Here is an 18503-nt window from a genome sequence, read left to right on the forward strand (position 1 = left end):
GATTTGCTTCTTTTATAAGGACAAAACACCATGACATTTTCCCGTTCCAAAGCCGGCAATACACCTGCGCGCCCACCCCGTCAGGCATGGGTGTTGGAACCGCGCATGATGTTCGACGCCGCTGCCGTCGCCACCGCGGATGCCGTTGCCGCTCAGGTTATCGCGCCCACCGACAGCGCGCCGGGTGTGGATGCCACCCCGGCCCACGGTACGGTAACCATCAATGAGGGAGAAACAGGCTTTGCCGCCGTGGATCTGTTCAGTAAGGTGACCGTGTCCACTGACACCGGTGCGGATAGCAGCGGCAAGGAATTGACCGAGTTAGTGATCACCGTCGATCGCACCGGTGCCAATCAAGTGCTGATGATCGATGGCAGTGACATTGCCCTGAAACCCACCACCACCGGAACCGAAGCGACCCTCAACAACGGTTACAGCTATAAGGTCACCGTCAGCGGTGGCACCACCACCATCACGCTGAGTATCGAATCATCAGACGCTTTTCAACCCGCTGACGTTGCCACGCTGATCGACGGCATTGCCTATAAACCACTGGACAGCAGCGTGGCAAGCGGTGATGTCACGGTTACGCTGAAAAGCCTGAGCGATCAGGACGCGAAAGCGGCGTTGGATATTCACGCCACCGTGACGGTAGACAACAAGGTTAACGTGCCTCCCGCGCTTTCCGGCAGCCTATTACAGGAAGCAGAGGCCTTTACCGCAGGCACACTGGCGAAAGCGACAGAAATCGCCTATTCCACAGATGGCAGCCACGTGTACGCCGCCGGTTCTGACAACACCCTCACCGTTTTCGCCGTCGACAGCACCGGGCGCTTAACCCAGCAGCAGAGTCTGGTGGTTGACGACCTCGGCACCGTTAACCATTTGGTGGTCAGTGCCGATGGCAAATCGGTCTACACCATTGCCGGTAACGGTAATCTGATTCAACTGAGCGTCAACGACGGCAAGCTGGCGTATGTCAGCACCACCCAGATGGAAGGCGGCGGCTCAACCGGCGGACTGGCGATTTCTGATGACGGCAAACAAGTCTATGTGGATGCCAGCGGTAATTACGGGCGCGAGGTGTATGTCTACAACCGCGATGCCGACGGGGCATTAACACAGGTGCAGAAACTGGAGGCGCACCGTAACGGCATGATTGCCACCTCCGGTGACTATGTTTATGTAATCCACAGCGGTGCTGGGATTTCCGCCCCCCACGAAATAAAGGTGTATCAACGTAATGCCACGACGGGCATCCTGACACAGATCGACGACCTTATTCTTACCAAGAAAGGGATGGATTCCATCGACTACGCGCTGACCACCTCCAACGATGGCAAGCTGCTGTACGTCGGTGACCCAACCAGCGCCAATATCGTTATTTACCAGTTAGGCAGCGACAACAAGCTGGCCCAGATCAACACCGTTACCAGCGACAAGATAGCCAGCCTGACGCTTAGCCGCGATGGCACCCAGCTTTACGCTGCGACCACGACGGGCACCGTGAATGTTTACGCCGTGGGTGAAAGTGGCAGCCTGACGCTCACCGGCAGCAGCACCGGCACCACCAACGGCGGTGACATCGCTGTCTCTGCCGATGGCAACTCTATTCTGGTTTCTGGCAACGGTATCAGTCGCTATTCGCCCATCCAAACGCTGCTGCGCGGTGGTGAAATTACGCTGGCACACGGCTTGACGCTGTCTGATGCCAACAATGACCGCCTGGCAGACGGCAACGGGGATTATCACGGCACCACGCTGACGCTTTCCCGCGCAACCGACGCACAAGCTGACGACCAGTTCGGCTTTGCGCCAGGCAGTGGCCTGCAACTGATCGACGGGAAAGTGATGAAGGGCGATACCGCTATTGCCAGCTTTAGCCAAAGCGCGGGCACGCTCACGCTCACCTTCCTGGCGGGTGCCAGTAAAGCTGATGCCAATGCGGTATTGCACCAAATCACCTACAGCAACACCGGCGCCGACACCAATGGCACCCTGGTAAAACTGGCCCTGCGCGCCAATGACGGCAAGGCAGACAGCCAAACCGTCACCTTTGATGTGCTGATCACCAACAATACCGCCCCGACGCTCGATGCCACCCCCATAGGCAACAAGACCTATGACACCCACGGCACGGTGGTTAACCCGTTTAGCAACGCCACGATCAGCGCCGGTGAGATTGGTCAGTCGATTATCGAACTGACGTTGACCATTGACAACGTAGACCAGGCTGCGAATGAATTTATTATCATCGCTGGCACGCGCATCAATCTGGCGAGCGACGGCAGCGGTCAGGCCGGTGACTATCATTACACTTACACCCGTAGCTACGGAACCGGCACACTGACGATCGGTCATGAAGCAGGCGTAACCGCCGCTGCGGCACAAACGCTGGTCAACGGCATCGCCTACGTCAACGACACCGAACAGGCCACCACGGGCACACGCACCATCACGCTGACCAGCCTGCGCGATAACGGGGGCACCGAAGGTGAGGGTAACGATACTGGCGATCTGGCGATCGCCGCCACCATCGCGTTAGCCATCAATAATCCTCCCGGTTGGCAAAACAGCATCACCAACCCCGACGCCACGCTCTATTACAACAACGGCACCCTAAGCGGATACGGTGAATACGTCACCGCTATCACCGTGTCGGCGGATGGCAAAACGCTGCTGGTCAGCGGCAGCGACGGAGCCAATGCGGGTGGCAACAGCACGCTGCGCATCTATAGCCGTGACAGCACAACCGGTGAATTAACCCTGGTGCAAACCTTTATTCAGGGTGAGAGCGACAATCCGGAGACCACGGCGATCGAAGCCAACGGCCTTAGCGGTATCACCACGATGACCATGCATGGCAACGATCTGTACGTCGCCGGGCACAGCGGCGATGCAACGACCTACTCACTGGTGCGCTTCACCTACGATGCCACCAGCGGCCAATACACCTATGCGGGCATCGTCGCCACCCAAGGGGGGGACGGTGCAACAGGGCTGGATGCACAGATCACCGAAATCGTGATTTCAGCGGATGGTAAATCGCTCTATACCATCAACGGCCTGACGACGGTGGATGGCACCACCGGCAAATCGGTGTTAGCCCAATTCTCTCGCGATCCGGATACCGGTGCCCTCACCTATTTAGGCGAGTATCAAGGGGGTTCTGCAACGCTCGGCATGAATGCGCCAAGCGGCATGGTTATCTCCGGCGATGGCAAATCGGTTTACGTTGCCAACAGCAGCAACAGCATGATCACTGTGCTGTCTCGCGATACGCAGACCGGCAAACTGACTTACGTCGGCCTGATCAATGATGCCAGCATTAGCGCCGATCCCAACAGCGCAGCGCGCCCCAGCGATAATCGCTATTTGGCTAATATGCAAGACATTACCCTCTCCCCCGACGGTAATTTTGTTTATGTCGGTTCCGGGCAGCAGGCTACGCTGTCTATTTTCAGCCGCAACGCCAGCGATGGCAGTTTGACCTATGCCGGCACGGTGGATCTCTATAGCAAGGGCTATACCCCTGCCAATGCGCTTTCGGTGCGCGAACTGGTTATCTCACAGGATGGTACGGCACTTTATGCCGGTATGAACGGTGGCTCAGTACTGGTGTTCAGTCGCGATGCCATTACCGGTGCGCTGACGTTTGTCAGCGCGCTCAATACCGGCGCACGCACCAACCACATTGCGGTCAGCGCAGATGGGCTCAACCTTTATAGCGGACGCAGTTCCGGCGGCACCGGACTGGCGATACTTTCGGCTTTACCAAATGCAACCTACACCGCCGATGGCTCAACCCCCTTCGCGCAAGGATTACACTTCTCCGATGTCGATGCGGATCAAATCACGGATTACAAAGGCACGACGCTGACCATAAATCGCGCCAGCGGTGCCTCGGCGGACGATCAATTCAGCTTTAAAAATGGTTCCGGGTTGCGTCTGGAAAACGGCACGATCATGAAGGGCAAGGCGACCATTGCCACCTTCGCGACGCAGGATGGCGTACTGACCATCACCTTTAGCCGTGATGTGGATAAAGCCACCGCCAATCAGGTATTGCAGCAGGTCACCTACCGTAACACCGGCACCGAAGCACCAGCGCGGGTTGATCTGAACATCGCCGTGCGCGATAGCGGCGGCAAATCCGCCACAACCGCCGTGGCACTGCTGTTAACCGACTCGCCGGTTGAACCCACGCTGAGTGCGGAAGGCAAGCAGACCACCGCCATCATCTCTACCAGCGGCCTACCCGCAGCAGTCGATCTGTTCGATAATGTGGATGTACGACTTGGCAAAGCGGGCGCGGCGCTCTCAGAATTGACCTTCACGGTAAACCGTGCCAGCGCCAATGATGCGTTGGTGATTGATGGCACCACTATCACGTTAACGGCTTCCGAAGGCGTGACAGCACAGGGACATTCGTATCAGGTGACGGTTAAGGATGGTATCACTACCCTCACACTCAAGCTCAAGAACGGCGATAACACACCAAACGACGTGAATGCCCTGATCGACAATATCCACTATAGAGTACTGAACAGCGATGTAGCGCAAGGTGCCGTTACCGTCACGCTGACACAACTGGTTGATAGCGCCGATAACACCACCACGCTCGATATCCACAGCACCGTTGCCGTGCTTGATACCCGCCTGACGCCGCATCTGGGTGCCGAAACGGGTGCGCTTGACTATGCGCACTTGTTTGATCTGTTGGATGACAAAGGCAACTCCCGCTTTACCGGCCTTCAAGGCATCACGATTGTAGGAGACAAGATCTACCTGGTTCGCACTCACAGCGATTGGGTTTATGACGAAACGACGGGAACCGGACAGGACGTTGAGTCCAACGTCCTTTACCTGGTCGAGCGTGATACCGACGGCAAGCTGTACATGACCAAAAGCGCGGAGATCACCGGGTTAACCGGTGCGGCGCAAGTGCGCGTTTCCAGCGATGGCAGCAGCCTGTATGTCATTGGTGCAGATAATATCGCGCTGTTTGATGCCAACGATCTGCATCAAATTGGCACCGTTGGCGGCGATATCGGCATGGTGCGCGATGTGTTAGCCAACGGCGACAAGGTTTACATCACCAGCGGCGACAGCCTGCTGGTGTTCACCCGCACCGGAGAGACGCTGACACTGACCACAACGCTCACCGATGCGGGAGACACCGGCCAGCAACTCGACGGTGCCAACGCGCTGACCCTGTCACCGGATGGCAAAACGCTGTTTGTCGCAACCTCAGGCGGCGATACGGTGGTGAGCAGGTTCAGCGTGAGCGACGACGGCACCCTGACCTACAAACAAGCTATCGCCGGTTCGACGGCCAGTGAAGAGGGTTACTACGCCTCCGCCATCACGGTTTCACCCGACGGCAAATCACTGTATGTGGTGGATAACAATACCTCGCTGCATATCTTCACCGTAGCGCAAGACGGCACGCTCACCGCAACCTCAACCTTGACGATCAGCTCAGGTGAAGGCGACGAGGGGAAACCAACCAGCGTCAAGCAGGTACTGGTCTCTCCTGATGGCAGCTCCGTGGTGATCACCGGGGAACTGGGGCGCAGCGACAATTACAACACCTACGGCATCATTCTCTATGCGCGCGCTGCCGACGGCAGCTTGACACAGCGCCAGGCAGTGGAAGGCTTTGGTAATGTAGCAGATTATAAAGGGACGGTATTGAGCGAGGTGCGCTATGCCAGCTTCAGCGCCGATGGGAAGCAGCTTTACCTCACGGGCACCCTGTATATCCAGGATAGTACCAGCGGCTCGAGGCCGGAAGGGATGGTTATCCTCGATCTCATACCTGCCACTGAAACCTTTACCGAAAGAGGCGATGCGGTTGCACTGCTCCCCGGCGGCATCTTATCGGCCCCGGTCAACGATCAAAGCAGCTATCAAGGTGCCACACTGGTGATTGAACGCACCGGCGGCGCACAGGCTGGCGATCAGTTTGGGCTTTCTGCCGGCAGCGGCCTGACCCTGACAGAGGATGGCAAGATCTCGCAGGGAGGCAAGGCGATCGCCAATGTCACTATCGATACCAGTGGCAAACTGACCATCACCTTTTTAGCGGGCGTCACGCAAGCGGAAGCACAGCAGGTGCTGCGAGCCATTGCTTACCAATCCACCAGTAACGACCTGACGGCTGCCAGCACTGAGGCCACTTTCCGTATCAACTTCAATGACGGACAAAATCATACAGCCGAATTCACCACCGTGGTGAATCTCATCGGCGTTAACGATCCGGCAGTGGTCAGCACTGAGCCAGTGAACTCAACCTACGTACCGGGCAGCGATGCGATCACGCTGTTCAAGAACACACTCATTGATACCATTGAAGCTGGCCAAAAAATTCATCGGGTAGAGATTTCCGTTTCCCCGGTCAGTGTCGGTGATGTGCTGCATGTAGAGGGCGGGGACATCTCGCTCGACAAGACCATCGACTATCAGGCTTTTGTTGGTGAAAGCGGAATGGAATACCGCGTCAGTGTCAGCAACGGCGTTGCCACCGTGACGTTGTATGTTACGCGTGACGGCGCCAGCACCGCACAGTTGATCGATGGTATCACCTATAGCCACAACGACGCAGACGCTACGGGTAGCCGCACAGTGGGTCTGACCGTTTATGAGGAAGGGGATTGGCGGCAGGAGCTTAAGACTGAATTCAGTGAAAAAACTGTCGTCACCTTCAAAGGCAGTGATGTCCCTGAAAACAGCGCCCCAGTCTATAACGACCAAGCCGGGTTGAACCTGGGCACACTGCAAGCGGGCAGCGCATATCACTATACCTTGCCGCAAAACCTGTTTACCGATGCCGATAACGACACGTTAACCTGGAACGTCAGCGGCTTGCCGGACGGGCTGAAGTTTGATGCAGCAACCCGCACCCTTTCAGGCACGCCTACGGCGTCTGGTGAATTTACCGTGACGCTCACCGCCAGCGATGGCAAAGCGCAAGCCAGCCATGCGGTCACGGTGACGGTAGCGCAAGCACCTGATGTCGAGCCGGATAACAGTGCTCCGGTGTACAACGACCAAGCCGGGCTGAATCTGGGCGCACTGCAAGCGGGTAGCGCCTATCACTACACCTTGCCGGAAAACCTGTTTAGCGATGCTGATAACGACACGTTGACCTGGAACGTCAGCGGCTTGCCGGACGGGCTGAGCTTTGATGCAGCAACTCGCACCATTTCGGGTACACCCGCCACATCAGGCACGTTTACCGTGGTACTCACCGCCAGCGATGGCAAAGCGCAAGCCACGCATGCGGTCAATGTGACCGTCGCGCAAGCCCCTGTGGAGCCGCAGCCGGAAACGCCAGATAACTCGGCACCGGCCCCGGTGATCCTGACCACCTCGTCGGCAAGCGTGCCCGATGCATTGAATGAACGGGAACAGGAACAGCCCTTAAGCGCAATCGTTGCGGCGCTGTCTCAAACGTCTTCACCGGCAGCACACGCTACGTTTTCCGCGGAATTTGCGGCAGCGCAGTCTCACTCCGCAGCAGAACGCACTGCCGCGCCCTGGGTGCTCGATCCCGTGATGCAAACGCTGCTGCCGCCGCTGGAAACGGTGAATTTTGCCGCGCGCGGCAACACGGTTCAGCGCGACAACACGTCGGTACAGGCGACGGATTCATCGCTGTTCCAGCGCGTACCCGGTCAAACCACCTCGTTGGAATCGGCTTACAGCAGCCTGCAAGGGTCGTTGCAGCGCGACAGCGCTGGCGCACTGGTGTTTACCCTGCCGTCACGCCTGTTCAGTGCGCGTGATAACGGCGTAGCGCTGTCGTTGCAGCTCGCCAATGGACGTCCCCTGCCCGCCTGGATTCAGTTTGATACCCGCAGCGGTCAGCTACGCATCACCGATCCTGACGCCGTGCAGGTAAACCAGATCCAGTTGGCGCTGACCGCGCAGGCGGCCGACGGCGCGCGTCGCACCATACCGGTCACGTTGCAAACCGGACTCGAGACATCGGTTAGCCAGCCAACGGATCGCGGTGCCTCCACCGCGCTGCCGCCGCTACCGGACGACAGCGTGCAGGACAGCCGCATCGAGATCGCACTGCCCACCGGAAAAACCGCGTTTAGCGAGCAGCTTAGCGCACCGCGTGCCGAGCAGGATGCCCTACTGGCAGCACTGAGTGAATTGAGCCGTCTGCGCGCGTGACAGGTGCGGGACATATTGCAGCATTTAACCATACGTTCAGTCGGTTGCAGGCCACTCAGCCCACAACCGACAGAGAATAAACCCATTACAAGAGGGAATAACCCGGTGAATCAGCACACAGCCACTTTCTGGGATAGCCAGCAACACCACCATCAGTCTGTCACTGCCGTGCCGCAACGGCTTTCTGGCACCAAAGCACTGCGCATCGCCGTCACCCTTGCCTGCATCGGGCTGGCGGGTTGCGCGGTCAAACCGCAACCGATCAGCACCGAACAGCAGGTGGCGCAGGCGCTGAGCGACAGAACGCAGATGTTCGCCAATCAGGAACCGGTGCGCGGCACCATTACGCTGGAAGAGGCCATTGCGCGCGCATTGAAATACAACCTGCAACAGCGCGTTGCGCTGCTGGAACAGGCCATGGAAGATAACCTGCTCGGCGTGCAGAATCTGGATATGCTGCTGCCTAAACTGACCGCTCGCGCCGGGATGCAAACGCGCGACAGCGCTTCCGCTTCCAGCAGTAAATCTATCTCTAGTGGAAAAACATCTCTGGAGCCTTCCACCAGTCAGGATCAAACCACGCGCACCGCCGATCTGTCGTTAAGCTGGAACGTATTGGATTTCGGCATCAGCTACTTTAACGCCAAGGTGCAGGCCAACAAATCTCTGGCAGCAGAAGAGCGCCGCCGTCGCGTGGTGGCCGATATCACCCGGCAGGTGCGCACCGCCTACTGGGAAGCCGCCACCGCCCAGCGTTTACAACCGGAAGTCACCACCGCACTGACGCAGGCCCGTCAGACGCTGGACTATGCACGCCAGACCGAACAACAACGCCTGTTGGCTCCTGTGGAGGCGCTGCGCTTCCAGAAAAACATGCTGGAGATGGTGCGTCAGCTAGAGATCGTCGACAGCGATCTGGTGGTGGCGAAATCGCGTCTGGCAGCGTTGATGAACCTGCCGCCCTCCAGCAAATTCGACCTTGTAGTGCCGAGTGAAAGCAGTCTGGTGGCACCGAAGATCGCCTATTCGCTCGACGATCTGGAAAACTTCTCCATGGTGAAACGTCCCGAAGTGCGCGAAGAGGGCTATCTGGCACGTAACAGCGTGCTGGAAACCCGCAAGTCGCTGCTGCGTCTGCTGCCGGGTGTCTCGCTGTTTGCCGGTGTGAACAGCGACAGCAACAGCTATCTGGTGAATCAGCAATGGGCCAGCGCCGGGGTTCAGGTCAGCGGCAATCTGCTTAACGTGCTGTCGTGGTCGTCGGTAAAACGTGCCGGTGAAGCCAATGAAAATCTGGCAGAAGTGCGCCGTCAGGCATTGCGTATGGCGGTGCTGACGCAGGTGAACGTGGCCTGGCAGGAATACCAACAGAGCACACGCATGTTTGGTCGCTATCAGGAACTGGCGCGCATCCAGCGCGGTATCCTGAATCAGACCGCACTGAGCGTGCAGCATCGGGCAGAAACCCAGATGGAACAGGTACGGGTCAGTACCGAAACCATTCTCACCACGCGCGCACGCGATCGCAGCTTTGCCGACGTACAAAACGCACTGGGTGCGGTATACCAAGCGGCGGGGTTGGATGTGTTGCCGGATAACGTCAACGATGTCAGCTTGGCGGCATTGAGCAACAGCATCTCCCGCACCACGGGCGCGCTGGAAAAAGGCGGTGTCGCCGTTCCGCGCCTGTCGCTGGCAGCGGCTACGCCAGCGGCACCTGTCGTCGCGCCCCATCCGGCCCCCTTGCCAACCGCTGCCACGGTGAGAACGCCAACCCCCACAGCAGCATCAGCGGCGGCCAAACCATATCGCGTGGTTAACACCGATATGTGGGATAACCTGCAATCCCTTCAGGCGGGAGGCTCGCGGTAATGATGAGCAGCATGATGCGACCGCTGCTGCTGGCAAGCACGCTGGTTCTGCCCCTGTGGGGGCAGGCCGCGCAGGGGGATATTCGCGTTCAGCTCAGCGCGCAGCGCTATAGCGTATTATCGAGCGAAATCGCCGGAAAAATCACCGACATTACCGTGAAAGAAGGTGAACACTTTAAGCAGGGAGATACCCTACTGACCTTCGACTGTACGGTGTTGCGTGAGAAATTGAACTACTCCAGCGCGGCGGAAAACGCCGCGCGTAAAAAGCTGGCTATCGCCGACCGCCTCGACAAGCTCAACGCCATCAGCCTGTCTGAGGTGGATCAGGCGCGCTCCACCGTCTCCATGGCACAGGCGGAGAGCGGCGTGAATCGCGCCATGTTGCAACGTTGCGCCATCAAAGCGCCGTTCTCGGGGCGAGTCACCGAAACCAAGGTCAAGCGCTGGGAATCCGTGCCGGAAGGCAAAGAGCTACTGGCTATCTATGACGACAGCGCCTTTGAGCTGGAGATGATCGTGCCTTCTCGCTGGCTGGTGTGGCTGAAACAGGGCAGCCCGTTTCAGGTAACGCTGGATGAAACCGGGTTAACCTACCCGGCGGAAATTAGCCGTATCTCCTCCTCGGTGGAGCCGGTAAGTCAGTCAGTGAAAGTGTTTGGCCGTTTGGCCCAGCCTAGCGCAGGCTTACTGCCGGGCATGAGCGGTGTCGCGCAGATAGCAGCGCCAGACGGCAGCACGCCATGAATCGCCCGACCGCCGCTCCTGCGGCACCTACCGAGCAAGACCCACAGCTCACGCTACTGGCCGAATTGCTGCAACTGCAACGGCGTGCCCGCGCGCGTGAAACATCTGATGAATTGGCGTTTTTTATCGTCAATGAAACCCATTCGCTGGTGAAATATCGTCAGGCGCTGTTGTGGAGCAACGAGCAGCAGCGGTTACAGGCGGTCTCGGGATTGGCCTCGCTCGATCACAATGCGCCCTTTTGCAGCACCTTTAGTCGGTGGTGCCGCCAGTGGCAGGCAGAACAGCGCCAGAGCGGTACGCTACGCTGTCAGGATCTGCCGGTTGAGGATCAGGCGCTGTGGCATGAGCATCTGCCCGAACACCTGTTGTGGCTGCCATTGCGATCGGCACAGGGTGAAACCACACTGACGCTGATTCTGGCGCGCGAAACCCCGTGGCTGGCAGCGGAGATCCTGCTGCTGGACACGCTGGCAGAACCTTACGCCCACGCCTGGTCCAGCTTGCATAAACAGCGCCGCGCGACGCCAACACACCCGAAAAAACGCCGCATCGTGCTGTGTAGCGCCGTGGCATTGGCGTTAGTGATGTTGATCCCGGTGCGCCAGTCCGTGTTGGCCCCGGCAGAGATTGTGGCGCATCAACCGGTGATGGTGCGCGCGCCTGTCGCGGGCGTAGTCGATGATATTCTGGTGCGCCCCAATCAACCCATCCGAGCCAATCAGCCCCTGGCGCGGTTGGATGCACGCGAACTGGAAAACCGGCTGGAAGCCGCGCGCCAGACGTTTGCCACCGCCGATGCCCAGTATCGTCAGGCGCAACAACAGGCGCTGTTTGATGCCAACAGCAAGGCCAGTCTGGCGGTTCTGCAAAGCCGCCGCGAGCAGGCGCAAAGCGAGCGAGATTTTCTCCTGCGTCAACTGGAGCGTATGCAGTTGACCTCACCGCGCGATGGCGTGGCGGTGTTTGACGATGCCAGTGAATGGATTGGCCGTTCCGTAGCGGTCGGAGAGCGGATCATGATGGTCGCCGATCCGAAAGATGTGGAACTGGAGATCCAACTGCCCGCTGCGGATGCGATTGCGCTGGAAACCGGCGCGGATGTGCGGCTGTTCCTGAATGTCGCCCCCAATGCCGCTCAGGAGGCGCAACTGACGCAAATCGGTTATCGTGCGGCGCTCACGCCGGATAACGTGATGGCCTACCGCCTGCGCGCCCGCTTTACCGAGGACGATGCGCAACGGCGCGTCGGGCTAAAGGGCACGGCCAAGCTGTACGGTAAGCGCACGCTGCTGGTCGCTTACCTGCTGCGCAAACCGCTGGCGACGCTGCGCGTCTGGCTGGGGGTCTGATGCTGCCGGGAACCCCTTCCGCGACGCCACTCAGTCCGTTACGGGATGAGCTGATTTTGCATAAAGGCCCGGCGAACCGCGATGGTTCCCCCAGTTGGACGCTGGAAGATCCGCTGCGCGGCCTCTATTTTCGTATCGGATGGCCGGAGATGGCAATGCTGTCGCGCTGGTCACTGGGTGACGCCGCACGCATTATTACCGATATCCAACAGGCGTCGACGCTGGCGCTGGATGAAAGTGATGTGCACTATTTCAACCACTTTCTGCAAACCAACAGCCTGACGCGCGTCAGCGGTGATAAAGCACTGGCGCAATTTTCTCAGCAAGTGCAGCGCTCGCGGGTATCACTGTGGCGCATGTTATTGAAGAACTATCTGTTCTTCCGTATCCCCCTGTGGCACCCGGACCGTTTTCTCAGCGCTACGCTGCCCTGGGTCTCGCTGTTCTATCGCCGCTCATTCTTAACGCTGACGATACTGGCTGGCGTGCTGGGGCTGTTTCTCGCCGGACGGCAATGGGACACCTTCACCCACACCTTTTTGCATTTTTTCACGCTGGAAGGTGCCGCACTGGCCGGGCTTACGCTGTGCGTTACCAAGATCCTGCACGAATTCGGCCATGCCTACGCCTGTAAACACTTTGGCGCACGCGTCGCCACCATGGGAGTGGCGTTTCTGGTGATGATGCCGATGCTCTACACCGATACCTCCGGGTCGTGGAAACTAACGCGGCGGCGTCAACGCATCACCATCGGTGCCGCCGGTATGCTGACTGAACTGGCGTTAGCCGCCTGGGCTACCCTGGCCTGGAGCTTCCTGCCGGATGGCATGCTGCGCAGCGCTGCCTTTATGCTGGCTACCACCACCTGGATCATGACGCTGGCGGTCAACCTGAGCCCGCTGATGCGGTTCGACGGTTACTTTTTGCTGTCGGATGCCTTGCAGGTACCCAACCTGCAACAGCGCGGCTTTGCCATGGGCCGCTGGCAGATGCGCGAGTGGCTGTTTGGCCTTGGGGATGCGCCACCCGAGATGTTTCCCCGCTGGTTGCAACGCACGCTGGTCGGCTATGCCTTTACCGTATGGGTTTACCGCCTGTTCCTGTTTACCGGTATCGCGATTCTGGTCTATCACATGGCGTTTAAGCTGTTGGGCATGCTGTTGTTTGCCGTGGAGATCGGGGTTTTCGTGGTGATGCCCATCGTCAATGAGCTGCGCGCGTGGAGCCAACGTCGCAAGGACTACCGAATGAATCGCAATATGATAACCACCCTGACGCTCAGTGCCCTTGTGCTGCTTCTCCTGCTGCTGCCCTGGCAACGAAACGTTTACGCGCCCGCCTTGCTGCGAGCAGAACAGCAAAGTAGCCTCTACACGCCGCTGCCCGCGATGCTCGCCGGTATCGCCGTACAGGTCGGCCAACCGGTACAGGCCGGGCAAGTGCTGTTTCAGCTTTCGTCGGAACCTTTAGCCCACGAGCGGCAGCAGTTGGAGCGACAAATCGCCACCTTGGAGTGGCAAAGCACATTCCAGTTGTTCAATAAAGAGGCCGCGGGCGACCACCTGCGCGTCAAGCAAGAACGGGATGCCGCACAACAGCGTTTACAGGTGCTGTTGCGCCAATCCGAGCAGTTGACGGTGCGCGCCCCGATGGATGGCGTGGTGGCAGATATAGCCACACCGCTGTCTGAAGGCGAGTGGCTTGGACAAGGTGAATGGCTGGCCGTCGTCACTCAGCCCGTTGGCGGGCTGGTAGAGGCTTTCGTTTCTGAGAAAGATTGGCAGCGCCTACGCATCGGTAATTCCGGTACGTTTTACGCTCAGGATGTTAACCATGAAGCGATGCCCGTCACCGTTGCCGACATTGACAGCACTGCCGCACGCGATCTGAACAACGTGCCGGAGCTGGCTTCCCTCTACGGCGGAGCAATCGCCACCCTGAGTGATGGACAGCGTAAACTCCACCCGGAACAGGCGGTATATCGCGTCCTGCTACGACTGCCGCCTGATTTTCACGCACCTGGACAGGTACTACGCGGTACGGTAGTGATGGAGGGCGAAGCACAAAGCCTGTTGGTGCGCGGCTGGAAACTCGCGTCGGCAGTATTGATTCGCGAGCTCTCTTTTTAAACCATCCGTTGACACAACCCACGGTAAGAAAAACTGCTGTAGGGCGTGATTTTTCCAGCCAGCACCAATACCACATGGAACGTTTTCAGAAAGAAAACAAGTGGCTATAGCGCATACTGGTCTCTAATCAGGAACAACAAGGAAGATGACATGATTATCACGCTCTATAAGTCCCCGAGCCTCAGCCCCCTGATAGCACCGACTGAGCACAAGGAAAAACAGTTTCCGAGCAAGATAGCGCCGTACCGGATTAAAAAGATTGAAAACAACCTGCTCCCCCTACTGATAGCCCAACGAGAGCGTTTTCTGTTTCGCACCACCAGGAAACACCCTTGTTTGAAAAGCGTGTACCGCTGTGCGGTTAAAGAAGGCCATGAGGGCCGCTGCCAGGCGATCGGTATTGCGGTCACCTCAGTCGATGACATTTTTAAAAATACCAAACTGAGAGGAACCGCGACACGCATCTGTCAAAAAACACCCCTTAACAACAAGCTCCCGCAGGAAAAAGACCCGGCTATCGCGCTACGCGGTAAAAAATTTATCGAAACCTTTTTAGTGCACAAAACACCGCTGGACGAAGAAACCTACATCACCGCCCTTGGCATCGGTTACCAACTCAAGAGACTCAAGTTCGATCCGCCGCTCACGGATATGTTTGCCCATGTATGGCATGAGCGGGAGCAGTTGTTAACCCCGTTGGCCGTGACGCAATCAAAAGCACATTCACGAAAACAAAGATAATATCCTCTGACAGATGATTTTATGGGCTGTTAATCGCGTATTTTCAACGCTGCTTGCCCACATCGTGCAGCGCCTCCATTGCCGGGCTGATGAGATAGCTAAGGAAAGTCCTTTTACCGGTTTTGATTTCCGCAGTCACCTGCATACCGGGTTCCAGTTGCCATTCGTCAGGCCCGACTCGCAACGAACGATGCTTAAGTGCAATGACCGCGCGATAAACTAATCCAAGCGCCTTATCCTCTGTGGCATCCGCAGAGATATTCTGTAGCGTGCCATCTACCCAGCCGTAGCGCGTAAAATCAAAGGTGTTGATTTTTACCGTTACCGACTGCCCCACGCGCAAAAAGCCCACATCCTGATTTTTGATCATGACTTCTGCTACCAGTTCGCTATCGACGGGAACAACCTTGAGCAGCTCCTGTGGTGGCTCGACGGCCCCTCCTGCATCGCGGAAAGCCAGCGAGTCAACGATACCCTCTACGGGTGAGCGCAACGTGTATTGTGCTATTTGGGCGTTAATCTGTTTGAGTTGGCTCGCCAACAGATGATTTTCATGTTCACGTTCCGCGATATTCTGGGCTACCGAATTGATTTTTTTCGCCTCCGCGCTGCTTTGTTCCTGTTCCAACTGCGTCAGACTACGGCGGCTTTCTTCCTGGTTTGCCGCTACGCCATCGACAGCATGGTGCGCCTCCAAATATTCCTTTTTAATCTCTAATAAGCTGTCGCGGCTGGTTATTTTTTTATGATACAGGCTCTCTATCGCCTGATATTGCTCTTTAAAAACCATTAACTGCTCTTCAGCCAGCCGTTGGCGAGAGTGATGTCCCATCATTTGTGCGTGTAACACCGCCTTTTTACTTTCATATACCTCTTTCTCGTACCGATCGTTTTCCACCTCGGTTATCAGCAGGGCTGCGAGCTGGTCTGCTAGCTGGATATCTTCACGGCGGTAACGATCAGGAAATACGGTGGACCACGTTTGTCCGTTGTAATACCGGTTGAGTTTATCCAGTCGCACAAGGTGAAAACGATTTAGCTTCTGCCTCAGCCGCAACTCTTCGGCCCGCTCATCCAGATGCTGGCTATTCAGTTTAATGAGTGCCTGTCCTTGCTTAACGGCCATACCGTCGCGTACCAACACGCTGGCAACTTCTGCCGTGACCGCCGTGCTGACAGGCCGAGACAGTTCCCTCACCGCCACCTTGCCGTGAGTCACTGCCACAATATCGACCTTTCCAAGGGCCGACCACAGCACGGCAAGGATGAGTGATACCATGATGACCCATAAAATTGCTCTGCCTACAGGAGAGGGCGGTGTTTCCTGGATTTCAATTACCGCAGGAAGAAATTCACGATAGTGCGCTTTCATCACGCCTCTCCCTGCTGCAAGGCATACAGTCGGGCATACAGCCCCCCCGACGCCAGAAGCTCGTCATGCGAACCCTGCTCGCTCACCTTGCCTGACGCCATGGCAATGATACGGTCAGCACGGCGCACCGCCGATAACCGATGCGCAATAATGAACACCGTTCTGCCACGGCATATTTCAGCCATATTGTTCTGAATCACGCGTTCTGATTCATAATCCAGTGCGCTGGTGGCCTCATCCAGGATGAGAATCCTAGGCTGAGTGATAAGGGCTCGTGCAATACCGATACGCTGTTTTTGCCCACCGGAAAACAGGTTGCCTTGCTCACCAACCGGGGTGTCGTACCCCAGCGGTAGCGCGCTGATAAACTCATGCGCACCGGCCAACGTGGCCGCCGAAATAACCTGTTCGATGGGCGAGTTAGGCAACGCTAACGCAATATTGTCGCGCACAGTGCCAGAAAAAAGCTGTGTCTCCTGCAATACCACACTGACACTTCGCCGCAGCCAATGCGGATCGGTATGGGCAATGTCGGTGTCATCAATAAAGATCTGCCCAGACGAGGGAAGATAAAGACGTTGTATCAGCCGAGCCAGGGTACTTTTACCTGAACCTGAGCGACCAACAATGCCAATGATTTCCCCTGCCTGCACGGATAAGTTGAGGCCATCCAATACGGGGGGCGCATCAATCCGGTAGGAAAAGCGGATATCAGCAAAACGCACGGTCCCGTGTATTTCCGCAAGCGTTACGCCACTTTGTTGCTGTTGCTCGGGCGGCACATTCAGAATGTCTCCCAGACGTTTAACGGAAATAGAAACTTGCTGCACATCCTGCCACAGTTGCACCAGACGTAAGATGGGGCCAGTAACGTGTCCGGCAAACATATTAAAGGCAATAAGCCCTCCAACCGTCATTCCCCCCTCAATCACCAGCCGAGAGCCATACCACAAAATAACCACGCTGGTGATTCTGCTGATAAAACGCGATATCTGATTCGCGATATTGCTCAAGTTGCCAGTTTTAAAGCAACTGCTGACAAACGCCGCCGTCTGTTCATCCCAGCGACGCGTCAGGTGATGCTCGACGGACATCGCCTTGACGGGTTCAATGGCAGTAATACTCTCAACCAGAAAAGCCTGATTTTTCGCCCCCTGCCGAAACTGATCCTCTAATCGATTCCGCAGTGGTCGTGTAATGACAGCCGACAAAACAATGTAAGGCAGCAGGGATATCAGGACGACAACGGTCAAAGAAAGGCTATACATCGCCATGACCACAAAAAAGACCACAGTGAATAACAGATCCAACCCTAACGTCATTGCACTGCCGGTCAAGAACTCCCGTACCGTTTTGAGCTCATGTACACGGGCGACGGTCACCCCGGTCTGACGCCCACGAAACCATCCCAACGGGAGCGACAACAGATGACGATAGAGCAGCGAACTTAACGTGGCATCAATACGCTGCGAGGTATGCGCCAACTGGTAGTTACGTAACCCATCCAGCACCACATCCGCCAAAGTGACACAAATCATCCCCAGCGCCAGCACATCCAACGTCGACACACTTTGGTGTGCCAATACCTTATCCACGACAATCTGAAAAAATAAGGGAAGAATCAGTGCCAATATCTGAATAAAAAAAGAGGCGAGCATGATCTCAACCACCAGGCTTTTATAGCGAATAAAAGCCTGAGCGAACCAGCGCAGATTAAATTTCTGAGCCAAATTGTCAGAGAAAAAACGCCGGGTGAACATGAAACCGCTTACTGTCTGCCCCTGAGCAGGATGGAAAATCTCAGATCGATCGCGAGATATCTCTTGTATCAGCCACTTACCCTCTTTAACTGCCAGCAGTAAGACATACCCTTTTTCCGGAAAATAAACTAAAGCAGGTGTGGGCATGTCATCAGAAACCGTGATGCGGGCTTGATAGCGACAGCGAAAGCCACAGTGACGAGCAGCACGAACCAGTTGCACGTTAATATCATGGTGGGTATCAGTTCCGAACTGCGCTTGTAAAGCCTCTATATTGACAGCGATACCGTAATATCCCACGATCGATGCCAATCCTTGCCACACGTATTTATCTTGAGACATGC

At 56.8% G+C, this 18503-nt stretch carries 8 protein-coding genes; 6 read left to right on the forward strand and 2 right to left on the reverse strand.

Translation table 11 applies throughout. The features are described 5' to 3' along the window. The first annotated feature begins 30 nt into the window (after positions 1-30). The 6 genes from J5067_RS11140 to J5067_RS11165 all read left to right on the forward strand — a co-directional run bounded on the left by J5067_RS11140 (position 31) and on the right by J5067_RS11165 (position 15027). Positions 31-8187 (forward strand): beta-propeller fold lactonase family protein, encoded by an 8157-nt coding sequence (locus tag J5067_RS11140; protein WP_264651138.1) that lies wholly within the window; start codon positions 31-33, stop codon positions 8185-8187. 105 nt (positions 8188-8292) lie between these two features. Next, entirely contained in the window at positions 8293-10059 is a 1767-nt protein-coding gene (locus tag J5067_RS11145; protein ID WP_264651139.1) for a TolC family protein, read from the forward strand. Next, entirely contained in the window at positions 10059-10805 is a 747-nt protein-coding gene (locus J5067_RS11150) for an efflux RND transporter periplasmic adaptor subunit (protein WP_264644170.1), read from the forward strand. Before J5067_RS11145 ends, J5067_RS11150 begins: the two co-directional genes overlap by 1 nt. Further along, entirely contained in the window at positions 10802-12157 is a 1356-nt protein-coding gene (locus J5067_RS11155) for an efflux RND transporter periplasmic adaptor subunit (protein WP_264651140.1), read from the forward strand. Before J5067_RS11150 ends, J5067_RS11155 begins: the two co-directional genes overlap by 4 nt. Then, entirely contained in the window at positions 12157-14286 is a 2130-nt protein-coding gene (locus J5067_RS11160; RefSeq protein WP_264651141.1) for an HlyD family efflux transporter periplasmic adaptor subunit, read from the forward strand. The genes J5067_RS11155 and J5067_RS11160 overlap by 1 nt, the downstream gene beginning before the upstream one ends. Before the next feature lie 150 nt (positions 14287-14436). Continuing rightward, positions 14437-15027 (forward strand): hypothetical protein, encoded by a 591-nt coding sequence (locus J5067_RS11165; protein WP_264627885.1) that lies wholly within the window; start codon positions 14437-14439, stop codon positions 15025-15027. 43 nt (positions 15028-15070) lie between these two features. Here the strand turns inward: J5067_RS11165 and J5067_RS11170 are convergent, their stop codons facing one another. Both J5067_RS11170 and J5067_RS11175 read right to left on the reverse strand, forming a co-directional pair. Continuing rightward, positions 15071-16399, reverse strand: a complete 1329-nt coding sequence (locus J5067_RS11170; RefSeq protein ID WP_264627884.1) for an HlyD family type I secretion periplasmic adaptor subunit — start codon at positions 16397-16399, stop codon at positions 15071-15073. After that, complete coding sequence (locus J5067_RS11175) at positions 16399-18501, reverse strand: type I secretion system permease/ATPase (protein ID WP_264651142.1); 2103 nt, start codon at positions 18499-18501, stop codon at positions 16399-16401. The genes J5067_RS11170 and J5067_RS11175 overlap by 1 nt, the downstream gene beginning before the upstream one ends. Positions 18502-18503 lie beyond the last annotated feature (2 nt).

This window comes from Candidatus Symbiopectobacterium sp. NZEC151 (assembly GCF_025962655.1).
Classification (GTDB): domain Bacteria; phylum Pseudomonadota; class Gammaproteobacteria; order Enterobacterales; family Enterobacteriaceae; genus Symbiopectobacterium.

Excerpts from the sequence above, each read along its gene's own strand:
- J5067_RS11160 (WP_264651141.1), top strand. The coding sequence starts at position 12,157 with ATGCTGCCGGGAACCCCTTCCGCGACGCCACTCAGTCCGTTACGGGAT.
- J5067_RS11140 (WP_264651138.1), top strand. The coding sequence starts at position 31 with ATGACATTTTCCCGTTCCAAAGCCGGCAATACACCTGCGCGCCCACCC.
- J5067_RS11175 (WP_264651142.1), bottom strand. The coding sequence starts at position 18,501 with ATGTCTCAAGATAAATACGTGTGGCAAGGATTGGCATCGATCGTGGGA.
- J5067_RS11150 (WP_264644170.1), top strand. The coding sequence starts at position 10,059 with ATGATGAGCAGCATGATGCGACCGCTGCTGCTGGCAAGCACGCTGGTT.
- J5067_RS11165 (WP_264627885.1), top strand. The coding sequence starts at position 14,437 with ATGATTATCACGCTCTATAAGTCCCCGAGCCTCAGCCCCCTGATAGCA.
- J5067_RS11170 (WP_264627884.1), bottom strand. The coding sequence starts at position 16,399 with ATGAAAGCGCACTATCGTGAATTTCTTCCTGCGGTAATTGAAATCCAG.
- J5067_RS11155 (WP_264651140.1), top strand. The coding sequence starts at position 10,802 with ATGAATCGCCCGACCGCCGCTCCTGCGGCACCTACCGAGCAAGACCCA.